The sequence below is a fragment of the Trichlorobacter thiogenes genome, from assembly GCF_900167465.1.
Classification (GTDB): Bacteria; Desulfobacterota; Desulfuromonadia; order Geobacterales; family Pseudopelobacteraceae; genus Trichlorobacter; species Trichlorobacter thiogenes.
Map to the genome: position 1 here is coordinate 648210 of NZ_FUWR01000001.1, position 14824 is coordinate 663033.

Below are 14824 nucleotides of genomic sequence, written 5' to 3' on the forward strand. Positions count from 1 at the left end.
GGTCCCTGACACTTTCCGTGGCCACTGGAGTTGAACTTGACCCTATTCCTATCCCGTCATGGCCGGTGACTGAAATCTCCGGCGATATATCTTCTCAAAGGTATTTGGGGACGCTCCATTGTAGGCCTCCAGTCAAGATTGCAACAACGAACAAGGGTTTTATTATAACGCCGCAAAATGACTAAAGCCACCCTTTCGGGTGGCTTTAGCACTCAGGAACTGTGCCGTCTTTAGCCAGGCGTCCCTTGGGGCAATAACCACCGACCGGGATGCCGGCTTTTATCGCGGCGTCAAGTCCAGCTCGATCTGCACCAGCCTGTCTCCCCGATACAATTTTCCAGTCATACCGTCACAAGACATTACCCCATATACGAACGTCATTATCAGTTTCTATATTCGAAAGTTGCTCATGAATTATTTTATTCATGTCTACCTATTTTTTCGGGGGAGGCGGCGATGTGGAGGGACCTTGCCCGGTTGAAGGTGTTGGAAGTTTGGGTGGAGTATAACCAGCATCCGGCTTTGGGTTGGATGGGATTTGAGCCGGAGCATATCCTCGATTACCACCTGGAGTTGCGATTTTATTGTTCATATCCATGTACCTTTTGACGTTGAATGACGTGAAAACAATCGTTAATACCAATCCGGTGACAAACAAAACTCCGGAAACCATGTTGAGATATTTTGTTCTTTCGGCATGCTGGTTTGGCAAACCGGCATTTTCGTAGTCCATAGCAATATGCGATTCAAGGCGTTGTTGCTGCACATCAATGGCTCTTCTGCTTTCGAACTGCGAAATAAGAACGCATGCGATAGAACTTCCAAATGAACACCAGGCAATTATGATGATTGGCAAGTCAATGACATCCTTCAGGGGAACAATATCTTTGATGAATGTCATGGACAAGGCTAGTGCTCCTGCAGAGAGCGTCAATATGGCTTTGTCAGTGTTCTCACTCGCCGACTTGCCCGCTTCCCACAGATGTTTACGATACTCCAGAAAGAGAGCATCATCATTATTTTTTCTCTCTACTCTGCGTCGGTGCCGCATCTACTAGCCTCTGGGAGGGAAAGGATCGTTGCCGTGGCTGTCAGAACCGGATATTTTCCCATCCCTGTTGTGGATAACGAATTCTGTTTTCTGGTTCTGACTGATTATTCTCCCCTGATCAATAGCCTCCCTCTTTGTTTCGGCATGAACTGACGCTCGCTGCGCACCAGCCTTAACAACATCCCACCCCCCGCTGGAATTCGGTACTACGTGATGTTCTTTTCGAGACATGGCAAATCTCCTTTAAATGTTTCGACACCATATGTGGTGCCCATGTTATGTATTCACCCAATATATTGTTTCATACGGTTTTTGTCAACCAACTATATAATAATTTATTATATGATTGACGTGCAAGCATAAATTATTTATATTTGCTGATAGCAGAAAGGGGGGATTTTGATGTCGAGAATGGAGTTAGCGGAGCGCCTGCGAAAGGCTCGGGAGGTCGTCGGATTGTCAATCGGCGAAGCTGCAACACGACTAGGCTTCAGCAATTACCAAACGTTAAGTAATATCGAAAAAGGGGAGCGAGAGGTTAAGGCTAGCGAGTTAGCGCTTTTTGCCAAGACCTACTTCTGCAACCTTAACAATCTGCTAATGGGAGAAGAGGTTCCGCAACCTGCCGTACATTTTCTATGGCGACGGGCACCATCTGAGAGAAAAGCAGAAATTGAGGCCTCAATTAAACACAGATTCGAGGAGTACCATCTTCTGGAAAAACTGCTTGGATTGACTGATGAAGGAACTGGTCTCGCAATAGCGGTTTCACCGGCAGACATTCGAAATTACTACCAGGTCGACGCCCTAGCAGCTAAAGTGAGCAATCTTCTCAATATGGGAAGCAGGCCGGCATTGTCACTCCAGAAGATAATGGAGCAGGTACTGCGTACGAAGATTCTCTTTGTAGAGTTGTCAGAATTTGGCTCGGCGGCCTCAACGGTTCACCCGGAATTTGGCGCAGCTATCGTTGTTAATAGTGAAGAAGCACCTTGGCGAATCAATTTCACGCTTGCCCACGAATTATTCCATATTATTACCTGGAATACGTTCAATCCTGCTGATCTTGAACAGGATGACGTCTTGTTCAAGGACATAGAGAAAAAGGCCGAGCGATTTGCCTCAACTCTTCTCCTGCCGGAAAGCGCTGTTCGAGAAGAACTGAATGCACGGATAAAAGAACAGAAACTTTCTTTTTCGGATATCGTTGATGTAGCCCGGGAATTCGGAGTTTCAACGCAGGCGTTGCTGTATCGTATGGCCAACATGCGCTTGATCGAATGGGAGAAGGCGAACGATCTAGCGAAGAACGATGAGCTTCTTATGATTGACCGGCGTATAAGAAGTGATGCAACTAACGAAGCCCCCTCCTCGGAAAGATTCTCACTCCTGGCAGTAAAATGTCTTCGTAAAGGACTGATTTCTCGCGGTAAATTTTCTGAGCTACTTGAAATCGATCGCGCAGACATCGATGAGTTCCTAGAATATCGAGGATTAAGCGAGGCGGAGGGCGAGTCGATTGAAATTATGGCTTCTTGATGCTGATGTAATCATCAAACTTCTCGAAATTGATGTATTCGACAAATTGGTCGACATGCATGATCTACATGTCGCGTCTACTGTTGTCTTTGAGGTTAAACATTACAAGAGAGACGGAAGAAAAATCTTAGTAGATTTTCGTGCGCAATACATTGACTCAGGACGTGTGACAGAAACCTTCGCAACTGCTGATGAGATGCAGGAAGTACTAAAACGTTTGCCACCGCTTAGGCGACAGAGCATCCATGCGGGAGAAACTGAATCGCTAGCAGTTCTAGTTCGCCAGGAAGAACTTACCATATGCACATTCGATTCGGCGGCAATAAAGACACTTCCTTTTCTGGATGTTACCGAACGCGCCGTTTCTGCGGAACGCCTCTTAAGAACTTCTGGCTTGACCCTGTCACCGGGATACAAGCTTGATCCCAGGTTGAGCGAAGAGTACTTCAAGTCTAATATCGAACAGGGCTTGCGGGAATTTGTTTATTCCCACTCAGGCTGAGCAAATAGGCTTCGGCTAGATTATTGTGTATTGCCACAGCTAGATTATTGTGCTGAAAATAAAAAAAGGCGACCACTTGGGCCGCCTCTATCCAGGCCGGACGGGCATCCGGCCTGAAGATGTCAGCAGGGTCTCCCGCCGGCATATATGGCAAGAACCTCGAATTCGCCACCGACTATGTTGTTCCGGTGCAGCGCCTTCTCAAATTCCTCCCAGCTCAGCGTGAATTCCCTACCATTGATACGTGCTCGAACTGACATGACTCTATCCCCCTTATCGTTGTGATGGTGGCCCAAAAGGGCTCCCTACAACCACCGCTGGAACAGTGGCTCTAAGGAACCCTTTTGGGCTGGGGGAAGAGCCGAGGGAGGGCGCTTGAGCGCCGCTCCCTCATTATTTACAAGAGTCCCCGTTCGACAAAACTCAGGAACTCGTCATCACCGACTATGATGTGATCCAGCACCTTGATGCCGAGGATCTCGCCACTTTCCTTGAGACGTCTAGTGATGGCGATATCTTCCTGACTGGGTGTCGGGTCACCTGTAGGATGGTTGTGCACGAGGAGCACGGCCGCCGCATTCGAGATGCATGCCGTTTTGAAGACCTCGCGACTATGGACGATGGCCTGATTAAGCGAGCCAATCGATACACGATCAAAGCAGACGATCCGGTTTTTGCCGTCCAGATGCAGGACGATAAAGTGCTCCTTCGTCTCCAAACGGAGATCCCGGAACATCTCGAATACCTGCTGGGGTTGTGTAAACCGCATCGATACCCATTTTGGGGCGTCATCTCTGACAACCACGTTGCGGTAACGTGCTTCGATTGATTTTATGAAAATTCTTTTTGTTGTCGGTGCTGCTGGTTCTCCGAAGAGATCGAGATTCATGTCCGCCTCCTAAAATGTTGAGGGCGGATTCCCCCAAGGGGCAGTGTCCGCCCCCATAGGGTTGATTGTTATTGATTCAGATTACTGGAGCGCCAGTACAGCTTCCCGGAAGTTCACACCATCCAGTTCCATCGTGGCGCTGATCGAATCCCATGACCGGTTGCAGACAAAGCAATGGACATGGTTATCGTAGAGCGCCATGGACGGATTGCGGTCCTTGTGAAACGGACAGCATCGATGTCTCCCGTTAGGAAAGTCGATGATACTGGTAATGGGATACTGCCGGGCCTGCTCGATCATCTCAGTGGTGATCTTGCCGGCTACCGGTACCGCTTCCTTGCCGTTGACGTGGTTAAGCAGAGCTGTTGCCTCAAGCTTCAGAGGCCGCAACTCCTTCTCCTGGTCTTTGATAAATGATGCGGTCAGGGCCTTGACCAGCGGATCGGAACTTCGCTCGATCCGCCGTTGAGCTCCCCAGATTTCACGCTCCAGATGTTTGATTTGCGGTTGCAGAAAGGCCAGTCGGCGCATGATCGCATAGCGTTCCGGTACGCCGAATTCCTTCGCCGCAGAGATGACGGTTTTCACAGTCATTCTTCTCACACCTCCTATAAACGACTTTATCGTGTCAGTTTGTCCTGCAGCATACCGAAAAGCGCAGGTGGCAATTCTTCGACGCTATAGACGACGCCGTTGGTCGGGAAGAGCGTACGTACCGACTCTTCGCAGATACCAAGCCCCATGGGCTCGATGCCTTGTTCCAACAACCACTTGATTGCCCTCTTAGAGGTACGCCGGTCATCTGGTTCGCCGTCAGTGACGGTGAGCAGGATTTTCCGTGGTTCCTCTCTTTTGAGCAATTCCACCCCAGACCAGTACAGTGCTTGGGCCAAAGGTGTGCCGCCGCCTGCCGACATCCCGAATTTGGACGAGCAGGGACGCTCTCCAAACCGCACCAAAGGTGCTACCCCATCGCTGTTGCCGACTGGAAACGCGGCAACGGCAGCAAAACATCCAGGTATTGAATCAAGGGCCTCTGCCACAACATATGCAGTTTTAGAGGCAACCTCGATTTTCTGGTGTTGCATGCTCCCGCTCCTGTCCACGAGGATCATGATGGCGGTATTGACCTCCGTTTTCTCCTCTTGGTGCAGAAACAGCCTGGTGTCGTTTAATGCAAGACGATGCACCACCCGGTTATCTATCTTGCTACCGGTGCGGCGTGCATGACGTCTCCTCAGTCGGCTTGCCTGGATTAATCCGCTAAGCCGGGCTCTGAGCAGCGCTGTATGTCTTCTGGTTTCATGGATATCGATGGGAAAGGTGCGCAGAGAGGCCTCCGGTGGAAGCAGAACGCCACCCCGATTGCCGACGGTTTCACCCTCCGTTATCAGTTCATGTTTGAGAATTTCACCGACATCGCCAAACCCGCCAGGATCACAATCGAGCATTTCCTGAAGGGCCTCGGGATTACCATCCAATTGCCCACCGGAACCACTCTCTGGAACAGAAGGCGATGGATTGGCTGTAGCTTGGGACTGAGAGTCTTTGCATGCTGCAGTACCGGTGCTATCACCATCGGGTGATGAATCATCGGTATCCTGTTTCGGTTTTCCTGACTGTTGGTCAGTGCCGGATGTCTGATTGTCTTCTTCCTGATCATTGGAACTGCCATCAGGTTTTGACCCATCAGAGCTGCAGGTGGCTTTCGTCTTCTGGTCTTGCTGACGTTTCCGTTCCTGCTCCTGTTGCTGTTTTTCATCACGGATCAACCGCAGTATCTCTTCCGCCATGGATTGTGAGTCCCTGGTGGAGACGAGATTCGGAATTCTCTCGGTCAGGTCCAGCAACTTTTTGTATCCGGTGCCGAGAAACGCGTTGACCGTACTGCTGGTCATGGCAAGGATGTCACTGAAGTCCTGATTCAAGGTTAGCCGCCCCCTGGCGCATAGCCATGCCAGTAGGGTCTGTGGTGGGTCTTGAAGTGACGGTGTGAAACTCCCCTGTTGCTTCAGGTGCTCGGCCAGATCTTTCAAATTCGACCGGCACCCGGGATACTTCGCTCCCATCATCTTCTCGATACGGATGTCTTCAAGAATGTTTGTCAGGCACTTGAGCATGGAGGTACTACTTTTAACGCTGAAATCCGTGAACCGGATGTGGGCGCTCTCGTGGTCGATATAGCCACGTGCAAGCAGTGCCGCCTCTTTGCTGTCCGGCAGGGACGGAAGATTGATAATCCGTCCGTTGGTGTACGCCTGGTCGCCAGAGATCTGTACCTGAATGTCGTATTTTTCCCCGAGTGCCTTGGCAACCAGGGGTAGTGTGGTGTGTTTCATGGCGGCCTCCTAAAAGAACCATTCGCTGGGCAGGCTTACCGGCTCAGCGGATTTGGTTTCGAGAAGGATGGTTTCGGCAACCTCGTCTTCTTCCTCTGCCGGGACTTCATCCAGCGGCAAATCGCCGAGGACATGCAATATCCCGATAAGTGAGGTGAGATTCCGTCCTTCAATGGGACCACTCTTTGGTAATGAGGCCAGTACTTCTTCAATCTGAACAGCCAGAGTAAGCAGGTAGGGAGAGAGGAACTCAAGACCACGCAATTTGTCGAGCATGGACTTGATCGGGCGTAGCGCTTTCCGGGTTACGGAAGGGCGTCCCTTGTACGACTCCTCCCATGCTTGTCTGGCTTGTTGATTGATTTCAAAGATTAGCCGTTCTGACAGGGTACTGGCATGTTCGTTCAGCCCCTTATCCAGTCCGTCGATGTTCTTGACCTTGAACGCCTGGACTGCGAAGCCCAGACGGCGTGCCGCTGTTGATGCTGGTTCTACTCCCTTTTCGATGATGGCTGCCCATTCGGGGTTCGCATCAATCCATTCCCTCAGACTGCGGTCGTACTCCGACAGAAATTCCTGTTTCTCCTTCTCGAACTCATCCCGGACACCGTCGAGGATCTTCATCACCTCGTCGGCCTTATCCTCCGGTATGGCATAGCCACCGAGGAATCTGACTCCTACCGCTTCACACTGCCGTTCGGCACGACGCTTCAGGGCGCTGAATACGGCAAGTTTCTCCGGGTCGCAGATCTTCTTGCTACCGAGAGTGGCCAGTTTTTCGGGAGGGAGTTTGGAAAAGTCGAGTCCAAGGTCTTCCGGCGAGAGTTTCTTCCGGCCAGTCCAGAGTGAAATGGACAGGGACACAACTACCAGCTTTGAAAGTATTTCGTTCATGTTCATTCTCCTTTGATCAGTATGATGGTGTGATCAAGGGAGGCCCCCATCAGGGAGAAGGCCTCCCCTGAAGGGCGTTAGAAGAACCAGTCCTTGGTGTTTGCACCGGACATAAGATCCTTCATGATTGTTTTGTCGGTCTGTTTACGTGGTGTTGGCTGGACAGGTTCACGAGGCGGCGATGAGGCAACTTCGTAGTACCCTTTGGCCAGCTTTTCCTTCTTCTTCTTGGAAACGAACGTGAATGCCTCGGACATTGAGTTGACGTCATAAGACTTTGTCTGCCCCTGGCTGCGCGTAGGCCCCCAATTGACCGTAACCCGCGGCGGATCGTCATGAATCTGGGCGATCCAGAACTTGCCGCCAGCCGTAGTGTTGCATTGGAGATGGAGATGCTGTCGTAATGCCATGTAGCACCCCCTATCCGCCGAAGACGCGTTGCGCCAGTTCGTGCAACGCCTCGCGGCTTTCCGGCTCTGCTCGGTACCCGAGAGCACGATCAAGAGCATGGATGATCGGGTTTTTCCCTTCAGCAGATGCCGGGCGGAAGAGATACACAAGCTTCGCCCATCTGACGAGGGTTCTGGTGGAGAAAGTGACTTCTATTTCCCCTTTGATGAAGAGTTTGCGGATTTCGTTGGCGTAGGATACCAGTGCTTCCCTGACCGTATCAGCCAGGCTGGGCATGGCTTTGGCCAGAATCTGTCTTTCCTGGACTTCGTCAGGATAGTCGACTTCAACCATCCAGAAACGATCCAGAAATGCGCCGTTCTGCCGTAAAGTCCCTTGATAGAGACCTGAGCGATCACCGCTGCCGGCGGTGTTGGCTGTCGCAATGAAGCGAAAGCCCGGTGCCGGCTTGATGACTTCACCACCCTTTTCCGGAATGGTGAGGGGTCTTCCTTCTACGATGCCGTTCAAACCTGCTGCAGTGGCGGGATCGAGCAAGTCGATCTCGTCCAGCAGGAACCAGTGACCTTCTTTCATGGCCATGGCGAGCGGTCCGTAGACGTACTCCATCGAGTTGTTGACGATTACGTGATGCCCCACAAGTTCCGGGGTTTCGAGTCTGCTGTGCCCTGTGACGACCATGACCGGAATATTGAGCCGGGCAGCGGTCTGCAAGACAATCGAAGACTTGCCGCTGCCGGTCGGACCGGTCAGGTACAGGCCGTCGTTGGCGCCCATCATGTACCAGGAAAGTACATCCGACAGGATTTCCTTCCTGAACACATAGTCGCTGTCAACTTCAGGGATAAATGGGTTGTCGGACTGAGGCCGACCTTCCACGCAGAGACTCTCTTTCACAGGAATATTGAATATGTCCTTGATGCTATATTTCATGGTGATCAGCTCCTTGTCCGATTTGGTTAAGTGCTGCGAAGTCAGCTTCCTCGATGAGGTCGTTGAGATCGCGCCCTGTTTTCATATGCTCCAAAACGATGCCTATGGATTCGGCAACGCAATTGAGGCAGGTATTGGCCCCGAGATGACAACCTATTCCGGTGAGAGCCTTGAACGCATCGGTTGGCTCCAGTCCCGAACGGAGACCGTAGGAGACCAGGCGAGCGATACCATCGGCCATGGCAGAACCACAACCTCCGGCCTTGCCGAAGCGGATGAAGACTTCCATTGGTGCAGCTGTTGTCGGGGACATGGTGACGGTAGTGTAAATTTTCCCGCAGGCAGACCGGCGTTCGATGGTGAAGCCGGGAACAGCCTTGGGTCGTGGAATTTTAGGACTCATGGATGCCTCCTTGTATTGACGGCGGGATACCTCTCCTTTGCGGAGATGACATGCATTCCGCCAAGGGTGATGGTTAATTTCGCTGTCCTACTAAGACATCTACGAGGGGGGAAGTAGGCGCCAGGCGGTGATGATTCTTGGTGAACCATTTACCAAGCGGGCCACGACGAAAACCCCCTTGTACCTGAATTTGAGTGGTTTCGTGTTGAGGAGAGGCAGAAGATGACGAACACCTTCGAGAGCTTCCAAAGGGATGTCACGTTCCAGAACCCGGTTGGCTCCGTGTAACGAGAGATTAACCTCATTCACAACGGCATCAGTCGAGCCCGTATCCTCTTCTGTATAGATGGCAATGGTTGGCTCCGTCATCCGCGCACCTCCTCCCACCCCACAGGATGAACCTGCGGTTCAGGCGCTGCTGCGGCAATCATGAACATGAAAAGCATCGCCGCGATGAGCAACAGTGAGGCAATGGCATGCAGGACCTCTTTCAGGTCTTCATGCCTATTCTCACAGGAGAAGGATTTAAGGTCGGGGGGCAGCGTGCCGGTACGATAGATTTTCATCGAGAATCTCCTTTCAATGGGGGCGCACGCCTCCAAGAATGGAGATTTCCCATGGGGAGCGTAACGCCCCCTTGTGGGGTTGGATCAGGCCGCCTGTGCTGCGAGCGGCATGAATGGTTTGATTTCAAGCTTTAGAAAGCCAGACTTCGGTTTCGTGACTTGATCATAGATATCCGGATACGAGTTCTTCAGCTTCTTGCTGTCGACGATTACCGAGTCTGACACTGATGTGACATTAACAAGGATACCGTCCGAAGCCCCTTTATACGCACCATTCACAAAAGTGAGGATGTCGTTTTTCAGAACTTCCAGACGAGTGTCGAGAGCTTTTTTCTGCTCGTTCAATTCCAGGTATGCTTTGCTGGCTTGATGGATTTCCGGAGGAAGTTCCATATCAACCACATGCGAAGGGCAATCCTGGCGAAACGTGCAATAACCGCAGAGAATGCCTGGTTCCGTTCTAGGTGCACACTCGCCTCGCGTTGCCGATAGGATGTGCTGAGCTTTTTCCATAAGCTGATTAAACACCAGCCTGTTGGGTGCATAGTTATTGAATTCCCGGTATGTTCCAGCATTTAAGTCAACCACTAGAATTGATCCGCCGATTTGCACTTCCGGATCGAGGGTGAGTTGCAGCAGGCCCATCTGGACGTGCAGCTGATCCACCCAGGATGCGTAAGGTTCATCGGGGATGCCATCGGTCGACTTCATCTCCACGATGTGCAGCCTTTTGGTCTGCCGGTTCGCATAGAACAGAAAGTCAATGTGACACCTGATTTCAGGGATGTCCGGGTGACGTACTTCGACTTCTTCCTCGAAGAGGGCGCCGCCAGTCTTGAAGAACTCGGCATACATGGCTTGCGCAGCATGGCCACGGGAAAAGCGCAGGAGTGTCGAGATGTCGTGACTGGACGGGCATTGTTTGCCGAGAGCCGCTTTACGCGGGCAGCCAGCAATGTCGGAGGCTCCGACGTACACAGTTCGGTCACCAAGATGTGATGATTGTTTCTGCTGATGGGTCGGAATAGCACGTCCCAGAAATGCAGCGAGTTTGCTCATGGCTGTCTCCTTTCAAATCAGAAACGGCAGGGTCCCGACTGCGGTGAGCAGGGAACCGAAAATAACGCCGGCAATGATTCTGGTGACATCGATGCTGATCTGTCGCTCCTTAACGGGCGTATAGACCGGTATCTGACAGCCTTTGATTGTTACGTGTTTGATGATGTGGGTAGTCATGATCTTGTCTCCTTGTCTGTGGGTTGTACCCGGCAGAGGAGACAAGACACCCCCGGTAGGGAGAAAGTCGTTGTCTCCCTGCTGAGGTAGGTTGTGAGTGAGGTTCAGTCTGGAACGTCAGGCGTTACCGGTACTGCCAGCATTTGCCTTTGCCGTCCCATTTGAAACCGTGGTCTTTCAGCCATTGGCGGGCTGAGGTGTCGTTGAAGTCCGGGAAGGCGGAGATCTCCGATTCATCTGCGGAGAGTTCCATCCTGATTCCCTTAGCCGTCAGATACCCGATGATCTTGGAAGTCGAAACTGGTTCGGCTCCGTGTGATGATGGGGTGTTGTCCGGTCTGGCAGACTGCGAATTACCGGAAGTAGTGCTGGTGTTGCCGGCACTGTTTCCTCCGTTGTGTTCCGTCTGTCCGTAAAGGTCAGGATCTTCCTCGATGTCCTGGGTGAAGATGTCCGAGGCAGCGGTTGAGGTGAGTACTGCATCCACCAAGCCGCGTTTCTTAGCCATTTTCAGACAGGTGTTGTAGAAATCGGCAGGATTGTCGTGTTCGACTTTTTCTCCCTGCCTGGCGATTTTCCAGTTGCCGCTGTCATCCTTTTTTGCGCTGAAGCCGCGTCCACCAATGATCTCCTGTGCCAATGCCGGGTTCTCCTTGCGAAGATCCCAGTACTCCCTCGGTACCGGCTTGTTGGTCAGTTCAACCGGTCCGACGCGGAAACGATACTTGCTTTCCATGGTCGAACAGGAACCGACACCCGTACCGAGACGCTGGCCTGCCGGTGAGTAGAGCGTCACCTTGATGCGATACTCACGATGGCCGAGATGCAGGTCGATGGTTTCCACATCCACGTCGTTTGCCAGTCTGAAGGTGAGCATGAGCTTTTCGGCGCCCGGTTTGAGAAGAACTGCTTTGTCTCCGCAGCCGGGAATGGTGCCGTAGTGCTCGCCTGATTTCATGACGTCACGCATGACGTATTGAATCAGGTTTACCTGGGCCTTCAGTTCACTGATGTTGACAGCGTGGTGAGTGAGGGATGATGCTGCGGGGTTGATGGGAATGATTTGAGCTGGTGCGTTCATCTGTCTGTCTCCTTTTCTGTGGGTTGTGTCCGACAGAGAAGACAGACCAATCCCTTTGGGGACTTGGTAATGTCTCCCCGTAGGACTGTTGAGTTGTGGTTACTGGTTGTTAGAACGGATCGGTGTCATCGTGCGGAATGTCCTCATGTGCCTGGCTATTTGATGGCTGATCGTCACTCCCGTCAGGAATGCTGCCATTTTTACTACCCAGCATAAGAAGCTTGTCGCCGATGATTTCGGTTGTGTAGCGATCTTTACCGTCCCGATCTTGCCATTTGCGGGTCTTGAGTTTGCCGTCGAGATAAACACTTTTTCCTTTCGACAGATACTCGCCAGCTACTTCTGCGAGACGTGCGTATAGGACGATGTTGTGCCACTCGGTCCGGATCTCCCATTCGCCACTTTTGGTTTTTACCTTTTCACTGGTCGCGAGTGAAAAACTTGCGACAGCGGTGCCTCCTGGTGTGTACCTGATTTCAGGATCACGACCCAGGTTGCCGATGAGTTCTACGCGGTTCAAACTTGCCATACTGCCTCCTTGTGGTTTTCCCGAAGCAAAGAGACAGATGTCTGTCCCGTAGGGAGAGAACAAAATGTCTCCCGGTCGGGATGTGGTGAAAGTATCCGCCGCTTACAAAGCTTGTCGCGGATTTTGAACAACAAAAAACCCACTCCGGCCATTGCCAGAATAGGTCACTGTTCTTCGTGATTATTGGTTATCAGAGGCACGCGCTACATTGATGGGCGCACCTTCAGATTGGATTCAAGTCGCATTACCCATACGACTGATCGAGGAAGGCATAAGCCGTTCCTGGTGTCATCCGGAAAGGGGCAACTGCGGCCTTGTCTTTCCAGGTAGTTCATCCCTGCCGGGGGCATTTCTTCTTCGGGCTATCCGAAAAAGTCTATCCGGGGCTCAAAGGCCGCACGGAGTCTCTTGAAAGAGTCTATAATACTGAAACGCTATCGATATTCCTCTTACAAGTCAAGAGGATTCACCCGGGACGACCCATTTGGCATCGTCCCGGTTCGACTGAAACAGAGTAATCATTTCTTGCCGGTTTCTACCCCAGGGACTGCCTGCTTATCCTGCTTTTTGAGAGGGTTATCGAATCCCCGTGGCGGCTTGTACGTGTAGTCGAGCAACTGGCACATTTCGGCATTCATGAGATTTAGTTCTTCCTTAATTCGCCGGCTCCGGTCGATGTAGCTCTTCACTACCTCAAATGTCAGGGACTCCCTCCTCCCCATGTTCATCCGCATCTGGTAGACGAGATTATCGTTTGAGTTGAGAATGTTGATGAAGTCGCCGGTATCACGAGCGCGACAGAAAACAACACTTGTATCGTCCCGTTTCGCATTCTCCAGCTTTCTAGCCTGCCAGTCGACTTTCTTGGAAGCAGGAGAGGTGCTGTTACCCTTATCCGCCTTGTTAGTCTTGTCTGCCATAATTCCTCCCTTTCATTGTTGTTAGATTCTGCCGGTAGCCCTCATGGCGATTCCTTTGCCGAACCGGTCTGATAATTCCGAAAACACTGTGTCGTCGAATTTCTTCATATTCTGGACGATCATTTCCACCGCATTGATCTCAGAAGCTGCATTGGCGTAACTCTGCTGGGCAACGCTCAGAAGTTGCAGCGTCTTTTCCTCAAGCGTCTGGATATGCTGCATACCTTCGCCGAGGAGCGCCAACTGGCAGGTCTCCGGCGAAGCCCCGGCTTTATTACCCTTCTGGGTAGACATGATGTTGCGGGCCATCTCCTGCAACTGGACTGCACGCCCAAACAGGTCGAGCAGCATGTAGTAGCCGTAGGCCCGGGCGGTCAGTTCTGCCAGTTTGCCGATGACCTCACCCTCGGTATTGGTGGCAGTGGCATTCTTGAGGATCAGCCCGACCGACAGCGGCGTACTCTTGAGGAACGCCTCCTCGTCGACGGTAAGGGCGGTCTTCGATTTGATCTTAGTGGCGATGGACTGCATCTTGCCGGCCACATAGACCATCAGGTTCTTGTTGGCATCGGTAATATCGGCACAGGCCCCGGCGGTATCCCGTCCTTGCGCGGAACCGCTTATGAAGGAGTCAAAGCTGTTGTTCTTGTCGCACGGAGGAATGTATTGGGCCTGGTAGGTGGTACCGGTCGTCGCCGGGTTCTGGATGATTACATCGCCGATGAAACCACGTACCAGTTTGACGTACTCGCTGCTCATCCCTTTCTTGCCGGCCAGGTTCTCCAGGACCGACCCATCCCCGAAGACCTGCAGGACTTCGGTCGGGCAACCGGCAGTGGCGCTGGTGGCTGAGGTCTGGGTTGTGCCCGGAACGCCAGGCTTGTTACCGGCATTGGTCTTCTGTTCGCTCTCGAACAGCTTGCTGACATCCTGGTAAAGATCCTTGGCGCCGCTCGACACCATGAAGTCGGTTTGAGCTGTTTTCATCTCAGCTTTCAGACTGTCCGACATGACTGACGAAAACGGACTGGCAGCGGTGGCCACCAGTGCCTTGGCCGCCTTGCAGTCGTTCAGTTGCAGCGAGTTCAGCCGGTCGGTGATGGCTTCGAGGGTCTTGATGGTATCGGCCACTTGGGGTGCCAGGGTCTTCAGGGCAATGTCGAAGGCTGCTGCCGGAGCTGCCGACAGGATGTTCTGGAGCTTCTGGACCAGATAATCCACGTTCAGGAACGAAAAACCGCCGAGGAACATATCGATCCCGCCGCAACCGGATTTCAGCTTTGGCAGCGAGGCCGTGAACAGATGGTCATCGGTGTTTGCCCACCTGGCAGAGAAACTGCCGCCAGTGTAGTAGCCACGCTTTGACCCTTCATAATAGCTGGGCGAAGTGGAGCTTTTCTGCTGTACCCAGTCATCGACCCAGCCAGACCAGGAAAGTACCGGGTTCATGGCAATGGTTGCCGCCAGGCAGGCAGCGGTGGTTCTGGTAAGTACGGTTCGTTTCACTCTGACACCTCTTCTCTCTGTTGCT

Annotated in this window: 19 protein-coding genes and 1 pseudogene; 2 read left to right on the forward strand and 18 right to left on the reverse strand. The window is 52.2% G+C overall.

What is annotated here, in order from left to right; all coding sequences use genetic code 11:
• Positions 1-205: 205 nt before the first annotated feature.
• The 3 genes from B5D39_RS17400 to B5D39_RS03145 all read right to left on the reverse strand — a co-directional run bounded on the left by B5D39_RS17400 (position 206) and on the right by B5D39_RS03145 (position 1282).
• Entirely contained in the window at positions 206-334 is a 129-nt protein-coding gene (locus B5D39_RS17400) for a YpsA SLOG family protein (RefSeq protein WP_279627286.1), read from the reverse strand.
• Positions 335-433: 99 nt separating this feature from the next.
• Entirely contained in the window at positions 434-1051 is a 618-nt protein-coding gene (locus B5D39_RS03140) for a hypothetical protein (RefSeq protein WP_078788925.1), read from the reverse strand.
• Between the two features lie 3 nt (positions 1052-1054).
• The gene (locus B5D39_RS03145; RefSeq protein WP_078788926.1) at positions 1055-1282 is read right to left on the reverse strand and encodes a DUF2188 domain-containing protein; all 228 of its coding nucleotides are present in this window, start codon (positions 1280-1282) and stop codon (positions 1055-1057) included.
• Between the two features lie 171 nt (positions 1283-1453).
• Here B5D39_RS03145 and B5D39_RS03150 point away from each other — a divergent pair, with 171 nt between their 5' ends.
• Both B5D39_RS03150 and B5D39_RS03155 read left to right on the forward strand, forming a co-directional pair.
• Complete coding sequence (locus B5D39_RS03150; RefSeq protein ID WP_078788927.1) at positions 1454-2590, forward strand: helix-turn-helix domain-containing protein; 1137 nt, start codon at positions 1454-1456, stop codon at positions 2588-2590.
• Positions 2571-3092, forward strand: coding sequence for a hypothetical protein (locus B5D39_RS03155; protein WP_078788928.1), 522 nt, complete (start codon positions 2571-2573; stop codon positions 3090-3092). Before B5D39_RS03150 ends, B5D39_RS03155 begins: the two co-directional genes overlap by 20 nt.
• A 397-nt stretch (positions 3093-3489) precedes the next feature.
• Here the strand turns inward: B5D39_RS03155 and radC are convergent.
• From radC to B5D39_RS03225, 15 genes and pseudogenes are all read right to left on the reverse strand, one after another.
• Positions 3490-3864, reverse strand: a pseudogene (gene radC / locus B5D39_RS03160) (RadC family protein); the annotation flags it as partial.
• A 198-nt stretch (positions 3865-4062) separates the two neighbouring features.
• Complete coding sequence (locus tag B5D39_RS03165) at positions 4063-4575, reverse strand: CHC2 zinc finger domain-containing protein (protein ID WP_078788930.1); 513 nt, start codon at positions 4573-4575, stop codon at positions 4063-4065.
• A gap of 26 nt (positions 4576-4601) precedes the next feature.
• Entirely contained in the window at positions 4602-6320 is a 1719-nt protein-coding gene (locus tag B5D39_RS03170; RefSeq protein WP_078788931.1) for a cobaltochelatase CobT-related protein, read from the reverse strand.
• A gap of 9 nt (positions 6321-6329) precedes the next feature.
• Positions 6330-7214: a DUF3150 domain-containing protein gene (locus B5D39_RS03175; RefSeq protein ID WP_078788932.1), complete on the reverse strand. Its 885-nt coding sequence runs from the start codon at positions 7212-7214 to the stop codon at positions 6330-6332.
• Positions 7215-7291: 77 nt separating this feature from the next.
• Complete coding sequence (locus tag B5D39_RS03180) at positions 7292-7624, reverse strand: WGR domain-containing protein (RefSeq protein WP_012468349.1); 333 nt, start codon at positions 7622-7624, stop codon at positions 7292-7294.
• 10 nt (positions 7625-7634) lie between these two features.
• Positions 7635-8558, reverse strand: coding sequence for a CbbQ/NirQ/NorQ/GpvN family protein (locus tag B5D39_RS03185; protein ID WP_012468348.1), 924 nt, complete (start codon positions 8556-8558; stop codon positions 7635-7637).
• Positions 8548-8961, reverse strand: coding sequence for a TSCPD domain-containing protein (locus B5D39_RS03190; protein WP_078788933.1), 414 nt, complete (start codon positions 8959-8961; stop codon positions 8548-8550). Before B5D39_RS03190 ends, B5D39_RS03185 begins: the two co-directional genes overlap by 11 nt.
• Before the next feature lie 99 nt (positions 8962-9060).
• A complete protein-coding gene (locus B5D39_RS03195) occupies positions 9061-9330 on the reverse strand; it encodes a hypothetical protein (RefSeq protein WP_078788934.1) in 270 nt (89 codons plus the stop codon).
• The gene (locus B5D39_RS03200; protein WP_078788935.1) at positions 9327-9527 is read right to left on the reverse strand and encodes a hypothetical protein; all 201 of its coding nucleotides are present in this window, start codon (positions 9525-9527) and stop codon (positions 9327-9329) included. Before B5D39_RS03200 ends, B5D39_RS03195 begins: the two co-directional genes overlap by 4 nt.
• An 84-nt stretch (positions 9528-9611) precedes the next feature.
• Positions 9612-10586 (reverse strand): PD-(D/E)XK nuclease family protein, encoded by a 975-nt coding sequence (locus B5D39_RS03205; RefSeq protein WP_078788936.1) that lies wholly within the window; start codon positions 10584-10586, stop codon positions 9612-9614.
• A gap of 12 nt (positions 10587-10598) precedes the next feature.
• On the reverse strand, positions 10599-10763 hold the full coding sequence (locus tag B5D39_RS17080) for a hypothetical protein (protein WP_139366652.1): 165 nt from the start codon (positions 10761-10763) through the stop codon (positions 10599-10601).
• 124 nt (positions 10764-10887) lie between these two features.
• Positions 10888-11844 carry a hypothetical protein gene (locus B5D39_RS03210; protein ID WP_078788937.1) on the reverse strand — a complete coding sequence of 319 codons (957 nt, stop codon included), beginning with the start codon at positions 11842-11844 and terminating at the stop codon, positions 10888-10890.
• Positions 11845-11953: 109 nt separating this feature from the next.
• On the reverse strand, positions 11954-12373 hold the full coding sequence (locus tag B5D39_RS03215; protein WP_078788938.1) for a single-stranded DNA-binding protein: 420 nt from the start codon (positions 12371-12373) through the stop codon (positions 11954-11956).
• Positions 12374-12891: 518 nt separating this feature from the next.
• A complete protein-coding gene (locus tag B5D39_RS03220; protein ID WP_078788939.1) occupies positions 12892-13293 on the reverse strand; it encodes a hypothetical protein in 402 nt (133 codons plus the stop codon).
• A 21-nt stretch (positions 13294-13314) separates the two neighbouring features.
• Positions 13315-14799 carry a conjugal transfer protein TraH gene (locus B5D39_RS03225; RefSeq protein WP_078788940.1) on the reverse strand — a complete coding sequence of 495 codons (1485 nt, stop codon included), beginning with the start codon at positions 14797-14799 and terminating at the stop codon, positions 13315-13317.
• Between the last annotated feature and the right edge of the window lie 25 nt (positions 14800-14824).

Excerpts from the sequence above, each read along its gene's own strand:
- B5D39_RS03185 (WP_012468348.1), bottom strand. The coding sequence starts at position 8,558 with ATGAAATATAGCATCAAGGACATATTCAATATTCCTGTGAAAGAGAGT.
- B5D39_RS03145 (WP_078788926.1), bottom strand. The coding sequence starts at position 1,282 with ATGTCTCGAAAAGAACATCACGTAGTACCGAATTCCAGCGGGGGGTGG.
- B5D39_RS03210 (WP_078788937.1), bottom strand. The coding sequence starts at position 11,844 with ATGAACGCACCAGCTCAAATCATTCCCATCAACCCCGCAGCATCATCC.
- B5D39_RS03180 (WP_012468349.1), bottom strand. The coding sequence starts at position 7,624 with ATGGCATTACGACAGCATCTCCATCTCCAATGCAACACTACGGCTGGC.
- B5D39_RS03175 (WP_078788932.1), bottom strand. The coding sequence starts at position 7,214 with ATGAACGAAATACTTTCAAAGCTGGTAGTTGTGTCCCTGTCCATTTCA.
- B5D39_RS03215 (WP_078788938.1), bottom strand. The coding sequence starts at position 12,373 with ATGGCAAGTTTGAACCGCGTAGAACTCATCGGCAACCTGGGTCGTGAT.
- B5D39_RS03220 (WP_078788939.1), bottom strand. The coding sequence starts at position 13,293 with ATGGCAGACAAGACTAACAAGGCGGATAAGGGTAACAGCACCTCTCCT.
- B5D39_RS03150 (WP_078788927.1), top strand. The coding sequence starts at position 1,454 with ATGTCGAGAATGGAGTTAGCGGAGCGCCTGCGAAAGGCTCGGGAGGTC.
- B5D39_RS03190 (WP_078788933.1), bottom strand. The coding sequence starts at position 8,961 with ATGAGTCCTAAAATTCCACGACCCAAGGCTGTTCCCGGCTTCACCATC.
- B5D39_RS03140 (WP_078788925.1), bottom strand. The coding sequence starts at position 1,051 with ATGCGGCACCGACGCAGAGTAGAGAGAAAAAATAATGATGATGCTCTC.
- B5D39_RS03205 (WP_078788936.1), bottom strand. The coding sequence starts at position 10,586 with ATGAGCAAACTCGCTGCATTTCTGGGACGTGCTATTCCGACCCATCAG.
- B5D39_RS03165 (WP_078788930.1), bottom strand. The coding sequence starts at position 4,575 with ATGACTGTGAAAACCGTCATCTCTGCGGCGAAGGAATTCGGCGTACCG.
- B5D39_RS03195 (WP_078788934.1), bottom strand. The coding sequence starts at position 9,330 with ATGACGGAGCCAACCATTGCCATCTATACAGAAGAGGATACGGGCTCG.
- B5D39_RS17080 (WP_139366652.1), bottom strand. The coding sequence starts at position 10,763 with ATGACTACCCACATCATCAAACACGTAACAATCAAAGGCTGTCAGATA.
- B5D39_RS03170 (WP_078788931.1), bottom strand. The coding sequence starts at position 6,320 with ATGAAACACACCACACTACCCCTGGTTGCCAAGGCACTCGGGGAAAAA.
- B5D39_RS03200 (WP_078788935.1), bottom strand. The coding sequence starts at position 9,527 with ATGAAAATCTATCGTACCGGCACGCTGCCCCCCGACCTTAAATCCTTC.